Source organism: Sphingomonas sp. 10B4, from assembly GCF_035019905.1.
GTDB classification, from domain to species: domain Bacteria; phylum Pseudomonadota; class Alphaproteobacteria; order Sphingomonadales; family Sphingomonadaceae; genus Sphingomonas; species Sphingomonas glacialis.
Genome location: NZ_JASJVC010000076.1, coordinates 1 through 15,719 on the forward strand (window position 1 = coordinate 1; position 15,719 = coordinate 15,719).

Sequence of the window (15,719 nt, forward strand, 5' to 3'; positions counted from 1 at the left end):
AGATGTGTATAAGAGACAGCCACGCGCACCCAGCCATCCCCCGCCGCATCGATGTCGATCGCATACCGCTCGGCCGAGAGCGCACTCCCACCGCGCGTCTCGACCGCGCTGATCGCGCGCACCGGCCGCGCGCCGAGCCGCTGCCAGCCGCCTTGCGCCGTCACGCTCTCGCGCAAGGCGCGCGCGATCATCACGTCTCCGGTAAACTGCTCGGCCAGCCCCAGCGCGCTTTCGGCAAAGGCGGCGATGAGCGCGTCCTCGTCACCGCTCGCCATGCGCAGCACGGCTTTTACCGCCGCCACCGCCAGCGCGCGGTCATCCCCCCCGAGCGTCACCGCGCCCGGGCCATTGTCGTCGATCATGGAATGTCTCCTCTCTCCCTCTCCCAGCGGGAGAGGGAAGGGGCCCGCTCGGCGCAGCCGAGTGGGAAGGGTGAGGGCAGATCGGGCGCGCCACGTCCCCGCCCTCGCCCGACCTCGCTGCGCTCGGTCACCCTCTCCCACCGGGAGAGGGAAACCGGCTCAGCTCGCTGCGAACTTGAGCAGCTTGATCGCCTCGCTGTTCGCCACGCACCCGCCGATCCGCTTGGTCGCGTAGAAATTGACGAACGGCTTGTTGGTATAAGGATCGCGCAGGATCACCGTCTCGCTCCGCTCGGCGATGAGATACCCCGCCTTGAAATTGCCGAACGCGATCGCACATGCATTCGCCGCCACGTCGGGCATGTCCTCGGCCTCGATCACCGGATAGCCGAGCAGGCTCGCCGGCGTCCCCGCGACGAGGCTTGGGCTCCACAGGAACGCGCCGTCGCTGGTCTTGAACTTGCGGATCCGCGCGAGGGTGCTCGCATTCATCACGAACACCGCGCCCTGCCGGTATGGCCCGCGCAGCGCCTGGACGAGATCGACCAGCCGATCCTGCGGGTTCGCCGCGAAATCGCCCGCCGCCCCGCTCGCCAGATATTGCAGCGTCCCGAAGGCACGCGCGGCATCGCCGGTCGCCGCGATCGGCGCCTGCAGAAAGCCCTTGGGCCGGTTGACGCCAGATCCATTGACGAACGCCGCCCCTTCCGCGCGCGCGAACTCGGTCGCGATCTCGCCCGCCAGCCACTCCTCGACATCGAACGCGGCGTCGTCGAGCATCGCCTGGCTCGCGCTCGGATTGGCGTAGAGCTCGCCCATCGGCGGCGCGATCTCGGTGAAGCTCGGCGTTCCCGTGCCGCTGCGCGCATCGGTCTCCGCCGCCCAGCCCGACGGCGTGCCGCCGCTGGTGACGAGCTTGCGATACCCCGCACTCCCCACGCGCACGACGTTCGCGACGCTGCGGATCGGCGAGATCGCGGTGAGCGTCGCGTCGATCTGCGCGTCGATCTCGCGCGGGATCGCATAGCCGCCGGCATCGCCGCTGACGCTGCTCAGCGCCTTGATCTCGAGCGTCGCGCCCGAGCGGACGAACCCCGCAAACGCGCCCTCGCCCGGCGCCGCTGCCCGCTCGAGCAACGGCCGCTGCATCGCCTCCATGTCCTGCGCCGCAAAGCTGTCGAGCGCGTCGTGCGTATCGGTCATGCTGGTCTCCTTGGTGTTGAAAAGGATCGGGCGACCACGTCCTCGGTCACCGCGCACGAAAAAGGGGCGCCGCAAGCGCGACGCCCCTTCTGCTGAACTCGAGCGGCGCATCAGCACCGCATCATGCCATCACGCTTGCTTGACGTTCTCCGCGCGTGGCCCCTTCGGCCCCTGGCCGACGTCGAACGTGACCTTCTCGCCCTCGCGCAGATCCTCGTAGCGGACGCCCTCGACGCTCGACATGTGGAAGAACATGTCGGTGCCCGATGCGTCGGCGATGAAGCCGAAGCCCTTGTCGGTCAGTCGCTTGATGGTGCCTTCAGCCATGATCGTTCCTTCGCTCCGCGCGCCGCCGCCCGGGATCGGGAACCGCGTCGGGATGCATCGGCGTAGCAGCATCGGCGACGCGATGCACTCGCGCGGCTGGGTGCATCGGCGATGCGACCAAGCTGACCTCGACCAGCTCGAGCGCGGTCAGCTCGCGCACCCGCCCCCCGCCCAGCCGCGGCCGCATGCCGCGCGCGCGATAGCCGATCGACAGCCCCGCCACCGCCCCGCTGCGCACCAGCCGCGCAAGCTGCGGATCGTCGACTCGCGCGACCACGCGCAGCCCACGCGCATCGGTCGCGATCCGCTCGATCGCCCCGACCGCCACGCCGCGATGCTGCCACAGCAACGGCACGCCCGCGCTCACCCCGGCAAACGCCCCCGCGCGGATCACGTCGCCCCCGCGATCGACCGTATCGAAGATCGCGGCATAGCCGGCAAAGCGCACGCCCTCGCTCACTTGACCAGATCCCAGAACCCGAACTTGACCGCGAGCCCCGTCAGCAGCAGCGCCGCCGCGATCCGCACCACCCAGCCGACCACCGCCTTCCACACCGAGCGCTTGGCATCGCGCCACGCGCCGAGCAGCGCGCGCAATTCGGCCATGTCCTTGGCGGCATCGGGATCATCGAGCCCAAGCCGCGCCAGCGCGCGCGCCGCCGCCAGCTCGCCGCCTTCCTCGGCGATCGCGCGCAGCGTCGCCAGATCGGCGCCTTCCTGCGCGCCCTGCGCCAGCAATTGCGCCAGCAGCGTACCCTCTGCGAGTGCCATAAAGAATCCTTTCGAAACGCCCTCTCCCATCGGGAGCGGGACGGGGCCCGCGCCGAAGGCGTGGGAAGGGTGCGGGCAAAGGTCAGGGATCGAAGGTCAGCGCGCGAGGCGCCCCCTCACCCCCCAATCGCCCCGCGCTGCGCTTCGCCCTCTCCCGGAGGGAGCGGGTTTGCGAGCCCGACCATCGCGCGCTGTTCGTCGCGCGTGAGAAACGGCGCCGCGCTCACCTGTGCCCACAGCCGCTCGCGATCCTCGGCAAGCGCGGGCACGCGGTCGAGCGCCACGCTAAGCGTCGCCCCCGCGAACCAGCGCTCGACGCCTTGCGCGACCCCGGCGAGGATCGTCCCGGCCAGCGGCAGGATCGCCTGGCGCCACAAGGCGCGGTTGGCTTCCCTGTAATTGGCATAGGTCGCATCGCCCGGCAGCCCGAGCAGCATCGGCGGCACGCCGAAGCCGCACGCGATCTCGCGCGCCGCCGCCGCCTTCATCTCGGCAAAATCGAGATCGGCCGGGGTCAGGCTCAGCGCCTGCCATTTCAACCCGCCTTCGAGCAGCATCGGCCGCCCGGCATTGCGCGCACCGGCAAAGCTCGCATCGAGCTCGTCGCGCAACCGCGCGAACTGCTCGCCCGACAGCGCCGATCCGTCGCCCGGATCGTAGACCAGCGCCCCCGATGGCCGCGCGGCATTGTCGAGCAGCGCGGTGTTCCACGCCGCCGCGGCATTGTGCAGCGCGATCGCGCCCGCCGCCGCACCGAGACAGCCGAGCCCGTAATGATCGTCGAGCGGATGGAACGCCTTGATATGGACGATCTGCGGCCGCGGATCGTCGGCGACCAGCCGCACCGATTGCGTGGCCACGCCGTAGCGATACGCGACCGGCCACCCCCCGGCATCGGCCTCGACCGTGACGCGCTCGGGCCGCAGCGCGAACAGCTCGACCAGCCGCCCCTGCGCGTCGGCCAGCAGTTGGACATAGGCATTGCCGTGGAGCAGCAACTGCGCGGCGAGCGTCGCAGTCAGCGCCTGCCCGGCCGAGCGCGCCTGCACCAGCCGCACCAACTCGGGCGTCCCGTCGAGCGGCGCCTCGCCGAGCGCATCGGCGATCATCCGCACCGACCGCTGCGCGACCGCGTTGCGCAGATACAGCGCGCGCACCTGTTCCTGGTAACTCGCCGGAATCGCGCCCGCCCCTTCGACGAAGCGCGAATTGCGACGCGCCTCGAGCACCGGACGCGACTCATCGCGCCCGGCCTTGCGACCGAACAATTTCATGCTGATCTCCTGTTTCTTCGCCCGCCCGCCTGCGCGAGGGGCGCCTTCTTGCTCCCCTCCCGCTTGCGGGAGGGGCTGGGGGAGGGCCCGCGCTCTACTCAGAACCTCCGGTCAAGCGCCCGCGCGGCTACCCCCGCGTCGCGAACCAGATCACGTGGCGCGGCCCCTTGCCGTTCTGCCGCGCCTTGACGACGACTTCCTCGACATGGAACCCCGCCCCCTTCAACCGCGTGACGAAGCGCGGATCGGGCCCGGCCGACCACACCGCGAGCACACCCCCCGGCCGCAGCGCCTCGCGCGTGATCTTCAGCCCGCGCGGCGCATACAAGCGGTTGTTCTCCGCGCGCACCAGCCCGTCGGGTCCGTTGTCGACATCGAGCAGGATCGCATCGTAGCCCGCCGCCCCCTCGCTCGCGCCCGCCGCGATCGCGGCGGCGACGTCGCCCTCGAACACGCGCGTGCGCGGATCGTCGAGGCAGCCGTCGGTGACAGCCGCCATCGGCCCGCGCGCCCAGGCGAGGATCTCGGGCACCAGCTCGGCGACCGTCACCTCGGCCTTCGGCCCGACCTGCCCGAGCACCGCGCGCAGCGTGAAGCCCATGCCGTACCCGCCAATCAGCACGCGCGGCGCGGCGACCTTGGCGATGCGCGCGCACGCGAGCGTTCCCAGCGCCTCTTCGGAGCCGTTCATCCGCGTGCTCATCAATTCGTTGCGATCGACCACGATCATGAAGTCCGCGCCGCGCGCATAGAGCGTCATCACGTCCCCACCGGGGATTTGCGCGCTGTCGATCAATTCCCGCGGCACCATCGCTGCGCTCCTTCATGCTCGGGCCAAGCCTGGCCGAGCCGCCGGGCCATAAGCCCAGAACCCACGAAACGAAAGGCACCGAGCGCGCCAGGCCACATACCCATGCTCCCGATCGGCCGATCGTGCGGCTGCGACAGGCTGCGTTTTGCACTCCCGTCGCCCGCCTCCCGGCCCCCTCGAGCCCATGGCGCAACCCCGCCGCCCCGCGGTGCCAAGGCCGCACGCCGCCGACTCACCACGGCCGCACGCGCGCCGCCTTGCGCTTGACGATCATCAGCTCGGTCAGCGCCCACACCAAGGCATCCGCGCGATCGGGCGATCGCCCCGGCCCGCGATACGCCCCGCCGACCACCAGCCCGCACAATTCGGCCTCGAGCTCGGCAAACACCCCGACATGCGCCACCTTGCCGCGTTCGTAGAGCGTCGCGACCGGCTCGGCCCGCGCGCCCTTGCCGAGCTTGGCATGGACCAGCGCGAGCGGCAGCGCGGCATCGGCGGCGAACAGCACGCTCGCCACCATCTGCCCGCCCTGGTTCTTCTCGGCGATCACGCGGTCGGCACCGTGCCGCGCCGCACACGCCACCACCGCGCGCGCCCACCCCTCGGGCGAAAGCCCCGCAACGCTCGCATCCTCGAGGACATAGCCGCGCCCGTCGCGCCCGAGCGCGACCGCGACGATCCCGCACGCGTCGCCGGTCCCGTCGGCACTCCCCGCCGGCGGATCGACCGCGACCACGACCCGCACCGTCTCGGGCGCGGCATCGACCCGGCAATCGTCGAGCATCGCGCGCGACCACAGCGCGCCGTCGAGGTCCTCGATCAGTTCGCCCGCAATCTCCTGCCGCCCGAGCCGCGTCCCGCCGTATTGCGCCTCGATCGCCGCGAGAAAGGCATCGGGCAAATGCGGGTTGTCATGGCTGCTGCCCCGCGTCTCGACCGTCCCCGCCGCGCCCATCACGCGCTGCAGCAGCGGGACGGGGCGCGGCGTCGTCGTCACCACGACGCGCGGGTCGGCGCCCTGCCGCATCCCGAGCATCAGATTGTCCCACGCCGCATCGCCGTAGCGCCATTTGGCGAGCTCGTCGCACCAGGCGATCTGATGCTCGGGTCCGCGCAATTTCTCGGGCGCCGCCGCCGAGAACACCGCCGCGACCGCCCCCGACTCGAATTCGACGACGCCATCGGCGCGGCGATAGGCGGTCCGCTCGCCACCATGCGCGACGCTGAGCAACCCTGCCTCGCCCTCGATCATCACGCGCCGCACATCCTCCTCGGTTGCGCCGACCAGCGCGATCCGCGCTTTGGGATGCGCGCGCGCCATCGCGCTGACCCATTCGGCCCCGGCACGCGTCTTGCCGAAGCCGCGCCCGGCTCGAATCAGCCAGACGCGCCACGCACCCGGCGGCGCGAGCTGTCCGGGATGCGCCCAATAGCGCCACGCATTGTTGAGCGTGCGCAATTGCGGGCGGCTCATGCGGTCGAGGATGGAAATCTGGTCGGCACGGTCGAGCGCGGCGAGCTGATCGAGCAGCGCGTCTAGATCGGGGCCGGCATCTGCGCGCCTGCGCTTTGCCCGCGTCATGCCAGGCCACTCCGCGCGCGCCGCCGGGCGCGCGCCGCAAGCTTGGCGAGCAAGGCATCGCGGACTTCCTCGATCGTCGTATGCTTGAAGGCGAAGGGGGTGCGGCGCCGCGCGTTGTGCGGCGTGTCCGCGGCACGCATCGCCTGATGCTGGCGCACCAGCTTGAGCGCCGCATCCGGATCGATGGGCGCCGCCGCGACCGCGCCCGGGTCGCCGATCATCGATCCGTCGTCGCGCTGCCCGAGCGCGAAAGCGAGCACTTTGGTCTCGAGCAGCTCGTATCCGAGGTCGATCGCCTCGCGCCACTGTTCGGCGAAGGCGGCGTCGCGGCGGCGCAGCGCATACACTCCGCTCGCCGAACTGCCGACCGCCTTGGCCGATTGCGCGATATTACAGGTCGCAGCGAGATGATCCAGGAACGCCACGCGCCTGGCGATGGTCCATCCGTCACCACGCGTCGTGTACGCACGGCGCGGCTTGCCCGTGGTTGCAAGCGTGCCGAGCGTATCCGTACCCAGCGCCTCAGCGTCCTTACCGGTCGCCTCCCCCGTCATCGCGCTCTCCCATCGCTGCCGCAGCGCCAAACAAAAGGGGCCGCAGGCGTTTCCGCCCCGGCCCCTCAAGGTCGCAATTCTGCATCGTTCCTGTTATGTACCAAAACAGCGCGACGATGTCAAGCGGTTTGTACCGCTTTGGTTCGCGTTAGCGGCAGCGGACCTCGCTGTTGTTCTGGTCGACGCTCTTGCCGAGCACGCCACCGGCGATCGCGCCGAGGATCGTGCCGACGCCGCGCGAATGGCCACCTGCAATCACGTTGCCGAGCGCACCGCCACCGACCGCGCCAACGATCAGGCCCGTCGTGCCGTCGTTGCGCTTGCAGTAATAGCGGTCGTCGCTGCCGCGATAGATGCGGTCGTCGCTGCTCAGCACACGCTCCTGATAGCGCGTCGGATCGGCGCGATAATAGCGCGTCGGGTCATAGCCCGCCTCGTAGCGGTCGTCGTAGCGCGGATCGGCATACCGCGGGTCGGCATAGCGCGAGTCGTTATAGGCCGGGCGGACGTCGCGATACCCACGCGCGCGCGCTTGCTGGTAGCGATCGAACTCGGCCCGGAAGATACCGAGCTCGGTGTCGAGACGCTGCTGCGCCTGGGCGAAGCGCTGATCTTCGGCCTGGGTCTGGGCGAGCGCAGGCGTAACGCCGGCAAGCAACAGCGCGAACGCGGGGACAAGAGAAGCGAGACGGCGCATAGGGACCTCCAATTGGTTACGGCACGATAACGACTCGACCCCGCTTTGGTTGCGACCGAACCGGCCCAATCTCAGACGATCGCGTCGACCACCCCGCGCCACGCCGCGACTTCCTCGTCATGGCGCGTCGTCACGGTGACGGGCCCGGCTGTGCGCGTCGCGAGATGAATATCGACCGAACCGCGCCATTCGACCGTCGCATTGCCCGAGAGGCGCACCATCCCGTCCTCGCGCGCCTCGGCACGGACCAGCCCGCCGCGATTGTGCACGGTGATCTCGGTGCCGAAGCCGCAGCGCCGCGTCAGGCACGCGGCGTAGGTCGATGCCGCCATCGCGCTGCCGCAACTGTCGGTGAGGCCGACGCCGCGCTCGAAGGTGCGCACGAACAGCAGATTGGCGCCGCGCACTTCGACGAACGAGACGTTGGCGCGGTTGGGCAGCCAGTCGGGCGCCGCCTCGCATTGTGTGCCGAGCGCGACGAGCTCGGCCTCGTCGATCGTCTCGACGAAGCAGACGAGATGCGGGTTGGGAATCGCCACTGCGGTAAACACGCGCTCGCTGCCGAGCGGCGCGATCGGCGCCTCGACGATCCGCTCGACGCCAATGTGCATCGGCCAGTGCGACACGTCGAGATCGACCGGGCCTGCGACTTCGCGGATCGTCACCACGCCCGCGGCAAGATCGGGATCGCGCGAGACGTGCGCGTCGGACGTCTTGAGCCGCACCCGCGCCTCATCGATCCCCAATGCCTCGAAACCGGCGCGCGCGACGCAGCGCAAGCCGTTGAGGCACGTCTCGGCCTCGCTCCCGTCCGAATTGAACATCCGCATCCCGAACTCGTGCGTCGCATCGCCCGCGGTGAGCAGCAGTAATCCGTCGCCCCCCACACTCCCGCCGCGATCCGCGAGCGCGACCGCGACGCGTGCCCATTCGTCTTCGGACAGCGCGAGGTCGCGCGCGTCGATCAGCGGGAAATCATTGCCCGAACCGTGGCATTTGAGAAAGTCGATCTGCATGGTCAGCGCCTTAACGGGTGCACGGGGACGGCAACAAGCCGCGCGCGACGACGCGCGCGCAACGGACGGCGAGCGCCGCGTGGGTCAGAGCCGGACGCAATAGCCGATATCGGGCTTCGCTTGTCCCGCGACCTGCAACCGCCAGATCCGCTGGAGTGCATCGATTCCGCTGTCCTCGGCGACTTTAACCAGCCCCGCCGCAAGCTCGACAAAGCCGTCCCACTGCGCCGCGACCGCCACGTTGAACGCGTCCTGGCCGATCTCGCCGATCAGCGTCGTCGCGGCGTCGGGCGCGAAGAACCAGACGGGCTTGGGCGCGAGCAGCAGCGCGGACGCGGTGGCGGCGTCGTGATGCGTCACCCCGACGCGCAGGCTGTGCGCGATCCGCCCCGCCAGCCGCGCATAGACCGCCTCGAGCACTGCGGCATCGCCGGCGAAATCGATCAGCACGCTCGGTCCCGTCGGGGCGAGCGTATCGATCGCATCATAGGCGAGCACGCTGTCGTACAGCCCGGTGCCCTTGACAAAGGCAACGTTGGCCGCCGCGGTCAGCCCGATCCGCTGCAAGTCGGGGCTGCGCGCCCGCAACACATAGGCGGCGGCGAGCGCGGTCTTGCTCGATGCGCTCGTCACCACGACGCTGTGCGCGCCGTGGTGGTCGGCGCGGCGCAGCGCGTCCTCGATCAGGAAGCTTGTCAGGAACAGCGGCTCGAACAGCATCCGCAGCGCCTCGCGCTCGGACGTCGCGGGCAGTTCGGCGCCGAGCCGGCGATATTGGTTGTAGACCGCGCTCATCGGCTGGCGGTGCGGCGCCATGTCGCGGAACAGCCCGCGGCCGATCTTGCCCGGCGTGACGAGCAGGTGCGATGCCATCGGCATGAAACCATAGACGCGCTCGCCGACCGCGATCTCCGCGCAGCGCGAGGCGACGACGCGCGCAAAGCCCCAGGCCGGCACCACGCCCCACCCCTCGGGCGCGGGGAAGAATTTCCAATAGCCGACGGTCTCGCCGACCACGCCGTAGGTCACGGTATTGGCGGTGATCGCGATCGCCTCGACCTGGAGCAGCACCTCGCCTGCGCCCGGGTCCGACACGAGCGTTTCGTTGACCGCCAATTGGTCGAGCGCATCGCGGCGCACCAGCATTTCGCGCTTGATCGGCATGGCAGTCTCCTCGTTGCGTCGGCGCACCTTGGCGTGCCGCGCGGTGCGAGGCCAGCGTTATACCGGGTGCGTAACGTCGTGCAGCATCGGCACCCCATAGGACCATGCCGCGGCTGCGCACCTTGGCGTGGGCCTCGTAGGCTGTAGCTCCTGCGCCAGAGCGAGCTGCTCGGCCAACACCAGCGCGACGAGTTGCGAGCGGTACAGCTTTTCGAGATCCTCGTGCATCGCGCGAATCGAATCGCACAGTGCCAGTCCGGCCAGCTCGAGCTGCGTGTTGATCTGGTGTTGCAAGTGCGCGGCGTGGGTCGACAAGGGCATGCCGCGGGTTTCCGTGATAGGAATGACGGAAACGTGCGCGAGCGTGGTTAAGAGCGGCGCCACGCCGCTTCATCGCAGACCGTAGAAATCGGCGAGCCGGTCGAGCGCGAGCGTCAGCACCAGCCGCCCCGCGCGCTGTGGCCAACCGAGCGCCTTTTCGGCGACCGGCAGCCCCTCGCCCGCGCACACCACGCGCCACAGTACATCGCTCAACCCCTTGCCGACCGCCGCGATCGCCGCGTCGAATCGCCGCTTGGCCGCGATCTGCGCGAGCGTCGGGTCGAGCGCATCGCTCCCGCCATCGACGCGCGCACTCCAGCTCATCGTGACTCGCGGCGCGATCGCCGCGCGCTCGTAATCGGCGCGCAACCGCTCGCCCGCCTCGAACTGCCGCGCGTCGACCAGCCCACGCGCCCGCAGCCAAGCGAGCGGCGACTCGGCCTGGTTGACCGTGACCCTGCGCCCTCCCTTCGCCGCTGGCGCGTCGCCTACCACACCGTCTATGAAATTGCGCTCAACCAGCTCCCGCATCGTTCCGCTCCTTGCTCGAGTCGCGTAGGGGATTGCCATGCGGGCGCGCTTGTAGGACAGCGAAAAAACCGATCTGGTTAGGAGCTTGCCGATGATCACCGCGATTCGCGAAGTCCGTCGCGCCAAGGGGATGACGCTCGACGACGTCGCCCGCGCCTGCGTCCCGCCAACCACCGCCCAAACGATCGGCCGCCTCGAAACCGGAACGCGCACAGTTTCCGTCGCCTGGCTAAACCGTATCGCAGCAGCACTCGGCGTTCAGGCGGCCGATCTCGTCACGCTGCCCGACCGCGTCGAGATCGCCGTCGCCGCGCTGCTCGATCCAAGCGGCGCGCACGCTCCGCGTCAGCCCGCGACGATCGTCCCGCCAACCGCCGCGCCAGAGCATGTCGCGGTCAGTGTTCAGGCCGGGGTCGGCGAATATCGCGCGGGCGACCAGATCTGGTGCGCGCGGATCGCACCCGATCGCTTTGCCAGTGCACTCAACCGCGACGTGCTCGTCCCGCGCCCCGCCGGCCGCTTCCTGTTCGGGCGACTGATCGGACGTGAGGGGCCAGAACCAGCCGGCGGCGGCGGCAAGCTGCATCTGCTCCCGCTCGGACCGGGGTCGCGCCAGCAAGTCGTCGCCGACCCGGCATGGATCGCGACCGCCGTCACCTTGGTGCGCAGCCTGTGATGCGCGCTCTGCTGCTCGCCGCCCTCGCCGCGCTGCAAGGCGCCGCCGCGCCCGCGCCCGTCGCCACGCCTGCGCCGATCACACCCGAACCGGCGCGCATCCTAGCAAGCTATCCGCACGACACCAGCGCGTTCACCGAAGGCCTGCTGATCGACCGCGGCACGCTTTACGAAAGCACTGGCCGCGAGGGTCAATCCGACATCCGCCGCGTCGACCTGACGAGCGGTCGCGTCCTCGCCCGCGCGAAGCTCCCGCCCGCGCTGTTCGGCGAGGGGATCGTCGCGTGGCGCAACGACCTTTTCAGCGTCACCTGGCACGGCGGCCAGGGCTTCCGCTGGAGCTTGCCCGCGCTCAAGCGCAGCGGCGGCTTCCGCTATGACGGCGAAGGCTGGGCGATGACCGAGGACGGCCGCAACCTGATCCTGTCCGACGGGACGCCCGTGCTGCGCTATCTCGATCCCAAGACGCAGAATGTCGTGCGCCGGCTTACCGTGACGCTCGGCGGGCGACCGCTCGAACGGCTCAACGAGCTCGAATATGTCGATGGCGAGATTCTCGCGAACATCTGGATGACGCGTTACATCGTGCGGATCGATCCCTCCGACGGGCATGTCCGCGGCGTGATCGACCTCGCGCCGCTGATCGCGCAGGTGGGCACAACCGATCGCGATTCGGTACCCAACGGGATCGCGTACGATCGTGCGACGCATAAGCTCTACGTGACGGGCAAGAACTGGCCGCGCCTGTTCGAGATCGCACGGCCCCAGCGCCCGTCGTAACGCACGCCGGGAAGGCGGGAACGGCAACGCCGCCCCGCCCCATCCCCTCAGCAGCTGCAGCCGAAGCCCTTTTTGAGGATGAGCTTGCCGGCGACCGACAGCGTGACCTGGACGCCGCACGGGATGCCCCATTTGGTGCAAATGTCGAGGCACGCCTGCACCGCGGTGCCCTCGGGCACCCAGGCGGGGACGGTGAAGCACTTACTCCCGATGCCGAGCGGCAGGTTGATGCAGACCTTGTGGTTCTTGACCGTGACACTGATGCACTGCGCCCCGATCATCATCGCGCCGTCGGTCAGTTCCATCGCGCCGGGGGCCAGGCTCGCGTGCAGCTCATCGCTATGCGCCTTCGCGGCCGCCAGCGATTGCTTGATGATCTCCGAATCGAATGATGCATGCTCGTGCGTCGCCATGATGATCCTCCTTGTTTTTGCCAGGTTTTGGCAGCGACAAGTCTATCAAGGCTTTGAACACGACTGAGCGGAGACGCACCCATTTCGGCGGGAAGCGACGCGTGTGTGGCAAGGGGAGGCGGTGGGAGGAGTGGTGGGCGATGACGGGCTCGAACCGCCGACATTCTCGGTGTAAACGAGACGCTCTACCAACTGAGCTAATCGCCCCAACCGCGCTTTGGCGAGTCGGTGGAGCGCGACTGCCACGCCTTGCGGCGCAAGGCAAGCCGGCCGATCGCCAAAGCTGCTAGCCCAGCGCCATCCCAGCGGCCCGCAGCGCAGCAAAATAGTGCCGCATCCCCATGCTCGCGCGCCGCGAAAGGCCCATGAACGCGCGGCGGCGGTCGAAGGGATCGGGGCGGCGTTCGAACAGCCCCGCTTCGGTCATCCGTGCGATCCAGCGCAGCGCGGTCGTTGGCGCCACCGCCGCGGCGATGCACAGGCTCGATACCGAAACTTGCGCTCGCTCCAATTCGGCGGCGAACAGATCGAGCAGCATGTCCCAGGCAGGGTCCTCGAACAGGCCTGCGCCGAAATGCTGGTCGCGCAAGCGTCGCGCGCGAATCGCCTTGCGGATGTCGCGGGCGGCAATCTCCATGGGCGGCGCGTCGATCGACTGCGTGCGATACGATAGCGTCGGCTCCTCGACGCTGCGCGCGAAGCCAGGATCGGCATGGGGTGCCGGGTCATCGCGCGTCAGCCGCGCGAGCGTTTCGGCGATCCGCGCGACTTCTTCGTGCAGGCGCCGCAGTCGCGTGGCTTCGCTCTCGCGCACGATGTCATAGGCGCGCTCGCCGTGCCCGCTGGCGGCCAGACACAGCGCGACGACGCGATCGGCGAGTGTCGGGCCACATAGCAGATCGACGCCCGCCCCGGTCAGCGCCCCTGCAACCAGATCGATCTGGCGCGGTTCGATCGTCGCGACGATGCGGGTGGTGTCACGACGCGCGATGCCGTCGAGCACCGGCAGCACGCGGGCGAGCACCGCATCGTCGACTCCGCCAGCTTCGGCGAGCACGATTCCGACCGCGCCTTGCTGCTCGAACCGGTCGAGCGCATCAGCCCAGCCAACGCGGGCGAGCAAGCGTCCTTGCGCCGCGGCGACGGCATCCTCGGCGTTTCGGACTGCGTCCTGGTCCGCGATGATCAACACGCCCCCGCCCGAAGCGCCGCGGGCGGACCAGTTCGTCGATTGCGTGATCGCCATCATGCCCGCCCGCCCCCAATGCCCGGCGGATGCCGTGCCGACATCCGCAAATTACGCATTACTCCGAAACGGGGTAGCCTAAGTCACGCCGATTCGGGGGTAACCGCCGCGGTGCTGAGGGATCGAAACCGCAATCAGATCCGAAACGGACGAGACCGCTTTGGAACGCCCCAGACAATCCCGCCGGATCGGCGCGCCCGGCTATTCGATCGCCTTGACGATTTCCTCAACCATCTTCTTGGCGTCGCCGAGAAGCATCATCGTGTTGTCCATGTAGAACACGTCGTTGTCGACGCCGGCATAGCCCACACCGCCCATCGAGCGCTTGATGAACAGCACGGTCTTGGCCTTTTCGACGTCGAGCACGGGCATGCCGTAGATCGGCGAGGTCTTGTCGGTCTTCGCCGCCGGGTTGGTGACGTCGTTGGCGCCGATCACGAAGGCGACGTCGGTCTGTGCGAATTCGGAATTGATGTCCTCGAGCTCGAACACATCGTCATACGGCACGTTCGCCTCGGCGAGCAGCACGTTCATGTGCCCAGGCATACGTCCCGCCACGGGGTGGATCGCATATTTCACGCGGACGCCGTGTTCCTTGAGCTTGTCGCCCATCTCGCGCAGCACGTGCTGCGCCTGGCTCACTGCCATGCCGTAGCCCGGCACGATGATGACCTGTTCGGCCTGGCCGAGCAGGAAGGCGGCGTCCTCGGCGCTGCCGCGCTTCCAGGGTCGGTCGGTAGCAGCCGCCGCTGCCCCGCCTGCGCTGTCGCCGCCGAAGCCGCCCGCGATTACCGAGATGAAGCTGCGGTTCATCGCCTTGCACATGATGTAGCTGAGGATCGCGCCCGACGAGCCGACCAGCGCACCGGTGATGATCATCGCCGTATTGTGCAGCGTGAAGCCCATCGCCGCCGCCGCCCAGCCCGAATAGGAATTGAGCATCGACACGACGACCGGCATGTCCGCGCCGCCGATCGGGATGATCAACAGGAAGCCGATCACGAAGCTCAGCGCTGTGATCGTCCAGAAGATCCACGGGCTCTGGTCCTGCGTGAAATAGGCGATCAGGCCAAGGATCGCGGCGAGCACGCCGAGATTGATGACATGGCGCCCCGGCAGCATGATCGGCTTGCCGCCCATGTTGCCGTTGAGCTTGAGGAAGGCGATCACCGAGCCCGAGAAGGTGATCGCACCGATCGCGACGCCGAGGCCCATTTCGATGCGGCTGACCGGGAAGATGTAGGCGAGCGGCACGCCGGTGTCGGTGACAAGCATCTGCGCGATGCCGAACGCACCGGGGTTGAGATAGGCAGCGCACGCGACGAGCACTGCAGCCAGACCGACCAGCGAATGGAACGCCGCGACGAGCTGCGGCATGTCGGTCATCGCGATGCGGCGCGCCGTGGTCACGCCGATCACCGCGCCGATGCCGATCGCGGCGAGGATCTCGACGAAGGTCAGCGCATCGATGCGCGACAGCATCGCGACATAGTCGAAGCCGGTGTCGGTCGTCCCGACCGCGAGCGTCTGGATCGTCGGCGCATGCGTGACGAGCGTCGTCACCACCGCGATGGTCATGCCGATGATGCCCATGCGGTTGCCGCGCTGCGACGTCGCCGGGCTCGACAGCCCGCGCAGCGCGAGGATGAAGCACACCCCCGCGACGAGATAGGCGAGCGATGCCCAGGGATTGACCGTTAAATGTTCCACGTGTTCGAACCCCTTACCGTCACCCCGGACCTGTTCCGGGGGGTATAGTGATACTGACCCGGAATTACTCTGAGGACCACAGTGGGATCGGGGTCCGATTGGCAATCTGAGAAACCGACCTGAAATGGCGTCGCCCTTCGACGTGAAGCAAGGCGAACTTGGTCGCGCCGTTGCGCCGGTTTATCAGGTTCGGATCGGGAGAGTATGTCTTAGAGTCTGATTCATAATTATTCGGGGTGATATCATAGTCTTGCGATGCGGCGTGCAAAGAGCTGGATCGAG

Annotated in this window: 18 protein-coding genes, 1 tRNA gene and 1 pseudogene; 2 read left to right on the forward strand and 18 right to left on the reverse strand. The window is 68.7% G+C overall.

The annotated features are described in order from the left end of the window. The 14 genes and pseudogenes from QN347_RS16210 to QN347_RS16275 all read right to left on the reverse strand — a co-directional run. A pseudogene (locus QN347_RS16210) lies at window positions 1-362 on the reverse strand (hypothetical protein); the annotation flags it as partial. Window positions 363-521: 159 nt separating this feature from the next. Next, window positions 522-1,520: a phage major capsid protein gene (locus tag QN347_RS16215; RefSeq protein ID WP_416194510.1), complete on the reverse strand. Its 999-nt coding sequence runs from the start codon at window positions 1,518-1,520 to the stop codon at window positions 522-524. Window positions 1,521-1,694: 174 nt separating this feature from the next. Then, on the reverse strand, window positions 1,695-1,892 hold the full coding sequence (locus tag QN347_RS16220) for a cold-shock protein (protein WP_133191666.1): 198 nt from the start codon (window positions 1,890-1,892) through the stop codon (window positions 1,695-1,697). Continuing rightward, window positions 1,885-2,352 carry an HK97 family phage prohead protease gene (locus QN347_RS16225; RefSeq protein WP_322160866.1) on the reverse strand — a complete coding sequence of 156 codons (468 nt, stop codon included), beginning with the start codon at window positions 2,350-2,352 and terminating at the stop codon, window positions 1,885-1,887. Before QN347_RS16225 ends, QN347_RS16220 begins: the two co-directional genes overlap by 8 nt. Continuing rightward, window positions 2,349-2,663 (reverse strand): DUF6127 family protein, encoded by a 315-nt coding sequence (locus QN347_RS16230; protein ID WP_133191664.1) that lies wholly within the window; start codon window positions 2,661-2,663, stop codon window positions 2,349-2,351. The genes QN347_RS16225 and QN347_RS16230 overlap by 4 nt, the downstream gene beginning before the upstream one ends. 116 nt (window positions 2,664-2,779) lie before the next feature. Continuing rightward, on the reverse strand, window positions 2,780-3,937 hold the full coding sequence (locus QN347_RS16235) for a phage portal protein (RefSeq protein ID WP_322160868.1): 1,158 nt from the start codon (window positions 3,935-3,937) through the stop codon (window positions 2,780-2,782). 127 nt (window positions 3,938-4,064) lie between these two features. Next, window positions 4,065-4,748 carry a spermidine synthase gene (locus QN347_RS16240; protein ID WP_133191662.1) on the reverse strand — a complete coding sequence of 228 codons (684 nt, stop codon included), beginning with the start codon at window positions 4,746-4,748 and terminating at the stop codon, window positions 4,065-4,067. A 232-nt stretch (window positions 4,749-4,980) separates the two neighbouring features. Then, window positions 4,981-6,330, reverse strand: a complete 1,350-nt coding sequence (locus tag QN347_RS16245) for a DNA-packaging protein (RefSeq protein WP_322160870.1) — start codon at window positions 6,328-6,330, stop codon at window positions 4,981-4,983. Next, window positions 6,327-6,884, reverse strand: a complete 558-nt coding sequence (locus QN347_RS16250) for a hypothetical protein (RefSeq protein WP_189677024.1) — start codon at window positions 6,882-6,884, stop codon at window positions 6,327-6,329. Before QN347_RS16250 ends, QN347_RS16245 begins: the two co-directional genes overlap by 4 nt. 148 nt (window positions 6,885-7,032) lie before the next feature. Continuing rightward, on the reverse strand, window positions 7,033-7,581 hold the full coding sequence (locus QN347_RS16255; protein WP_322160871.1) for a glycine zipper 2TM domain-containing protein: 549 nt from the start codon (window positions 7,579-7,581) through the stop codon (window positions 7,033-7,035). A 71-nt stretch (window positions 7,582-7,652) separates the two neighbouring features. Beyond that, the gene (gene dapF, locus QN347_RS16260) at window positions 7,653-8,597 is read right to left on the reverse strand and encodes a diaminopimelate epimerase (protein ID WP_322160873.1); all 945 of its coding nucleotides are present in this window, start codon (window positions 8,595-8,597) and stop codon (window positions 7,653-7,655) included. A gap of 84 nt (window positions 8,598-8,681) precedes the next feature. Further along, window positions 8,682-9,761 carry a DUF2855 family protein gene (locus QN347_RS16265; RefSeq protein ID WP_322160874.1) on the reverse strand — a complete coding sequence of 360 codons (1,080 nt, stop codon included), beginning with the start codon at window positions 9,759-9,761 and terminating at the stop codon, window positions 8,682-8,684. Between the two features lie 57 nt (window positions 9,762-9,818). After that, window positions 9,819-10,145, reverse strand: coding sequence for a hypothetical protein (locus QN347_RS16270; RefSeq protein ID WP_322160876.1), 327 nt, complete (start codon window positions 10,143-10,145; stop codon window positions 9,819-9,821). A gap of 6 nt (window positions 10,146-10,151) precedes the next feature. Continuing rightward, window positions 10,152-10,613 carry a DUF6456 domain-containing protein gene (locus tag QN347_RS16275; RefSeq protein ID WP_189677019.1) on the reverse strand — a complete coding sequence of 154 codons (462 nt, stop codon included), beginning with the start codon at window positions 10,611-10,613 and terminating at the stop codon, window positions 10,152-10,154. Window positions 10,614-10,704: 91 nt separating this feature from the next. On the opposite strand from QN347_RS16275, the gene QN347_RS16280 reads away from it, so the two are divergent. Together QN347_RS16280 and QN347_RS16285 are read left to right on the forward strand one after the other, a co-directional pair. Beyond that, window positions 10,705-11,289 carry a helix-turn-helix transcriptional regulator gene (locus QN347_RS16280; RefSeq protein ID WP_322160879.1) on the forward strand — a complete coding sequence of 195 codons (585 nt, stop codon included), beginning with the start codon at window positions 10,705-10,707 and terminating at the stop codon, window positions 11,287-11,289. Next, complete coding sequence (locus tag QN347_RS16285; protein WP_416194465.1) at window positions 11,289-12,068, forward strand: glutaminyl-peptide cyclotransferase; 780 nt, start codon at window positions 11,289-11,291, stop codon at window positions 12,066-12,068. The genes QN347_RS16280 and QN347_RS16285 overlap by 1 nt, the downstream gene beginning before the upstream one ends. A 47-nt stretch (window positions 12,069-12,115) precedes the next feature. On the opposite strand, the gene QN347_RS16290 is transcribed toward QN347_RS16285, so the two are convergent. From QN347_RS16290 to QN347_RS16305, 4 genes are all read right to left on the reverse strand, one after another. Then, on the reverse strand, window positions 12,116-12,481 hold the full coding sequence (locus QN347_RS16290) for a hypothetical protein (protein WP_133191652.1): 366 nt from the start codon (window positions 12,479-12,481) through the stop codon (window positions 12,116-12,118). 131 nt (window positions 12,482-12,612) lie between these two features. Further along, a tRNA-Val gene (locus QN347_RS16295) sits at window positions 12,613-12,688 on the reverse strand. A gap of 79 nt (window positions 12,689-12,767) precedes the next feature. Beyond that, window positions 12,768-13,730: a hypothetical protein gene (locus tag QN347_RS16300; RefSeq protein ID WP_322160883.1), complete on the reverse strand. Its 963-nt coding sequence runs from the start codon at window positions 13,728-13,730 to the stop codon at window positions 12,768-12,770. A gap of 198 nt (window positions 13,731-13,928) precedes the next feature. Beyond that, the gene (locus QN347_RS16305; protein ID WP_322160884.1) at window positions 13,929-15,437 is read right to left on the reverse strand and encodes an NAD(P)(+) transhydrogenase (Re/Si-specific) subunit beta; all 1,509 of its coding nucleotides are present in this window, start codon (window positions 15,435-15,437) and stop codon (window positions 13,929-13,931) included. Between the last annotated feature and the right edge of the window lie 282 nt (window positions 15,438-15,719).

Excerpts from the sequence above, each read along its gene's own strand:
- QN347_RS16275 (WP_189677019.1), bottom strand. The coding sequence starts at position 10,613 with ATGCGGGAGCTGGTTGAGCGCAATTTCATAGACGGTGTGGTAGGCGAC.
- QN347_RS16255 (WP_322160871.1), bottom strand. The coding sequence starts at position 7,581 with ATGCGCCGTCTCGCTTCTCTTGTCCCCGCGTTCGCGCTGTTGCTTGCC.
- QN347_RS16250 (WP_189677024.1), bottom strand. The coding sequence starts at position 6,884 with ATGACGGGGGAGGCGACCGGTAAGGACGCTGAGGCGCTGGGTACGGAT.
- QN347_RS16290 (WP_133191652.1), bottom strand. The coding sequence starts at position 12,481 with ATGGCGACGCACGAGCATGCATCATTCGATTCGGAGATCATCAAGCAA.
- QN347_RS16300 (WP_322160883.1), bottom strand. The coding sequence starts at position 13,730 with ATGATGGCGATCACGCAATCGACGAACTGGTCCGCCCGCGGCGCTTCG.
- QN347_RS16280 (WP_322160879.1), top strand. The coding sequence starts at position 10,705 with ATGATCACCGCGATTCGCGAAGTCCGTCGCGCCAAGGGGATGACGCTC.
- dapF (WP_322160873.1), bottom strand. The coding sequence starts at position 8,597 with ATGCAGATCGACTTTCTCAAATGCCACGGTTCGGGCAATGATTTCCCG.
- QN347_RS16245 (WP_322160870.1), bottom strand. The coding sequence starts at position 6,330 with ATGACGCGGGCAAAGCGCAGGCGCGCAGATGCCGGCCCCGATCTAGAC.
- QN347_RS16220 (WP_133191666.1), bottom strand. The coding sequence starts at position 1,892 with ATGGCTGAAGGCACCATCAAGCGACTGACCGACAAGGGCTTCGGCTTC.
- QN347_RS16215 (WP_416194510.1), bottom strand. The coding sequence starts at position 1,520 with ATGGAGGCGATGCAGCGGCCGTTGCTCGAGCGGGCAGCGGCGCCGGGC.
- QN347_RS16265 (WP_322160874.1), bottom strand. The coding sequence starts at position 9,761 with ATGCCGATCAAGCGCGAAATGCTGGTGCGCCGCGATGCGCTCGACCAA.
- QN347_RS16235 (WP_322160868.1), bottom strand. The coding sequence starts at position 3,937 with ATGAAATTGTTCGGTCGCAAGGCCGGGCGCGATGAGTCGCGTCCGGTG.
- QN347_RS16285 (WP_416194465.1), top strand. The coding sequence starts at position 11,289 with ATGCGCGCTCTGCTGCTCGCCGCCCTCGCCGCGCTGCAAGGCGCCGCC.
- QN347_RS16230 (WP_133191664.1), bottom strand. The coding sequence starts at position 2,663 with ATGGCACTCGCAGAGGGTACGCTGCTGGCGCAATTGCTGGCGCAGGGC.
- QN347_RS16240 (WP_133191662.1), bottom strand. The coding sequence starts at position 4,748 with ATGGTGCCGCGGGAATTGATCGACAGCGCGCAAATCCCCGGTGGGGAC.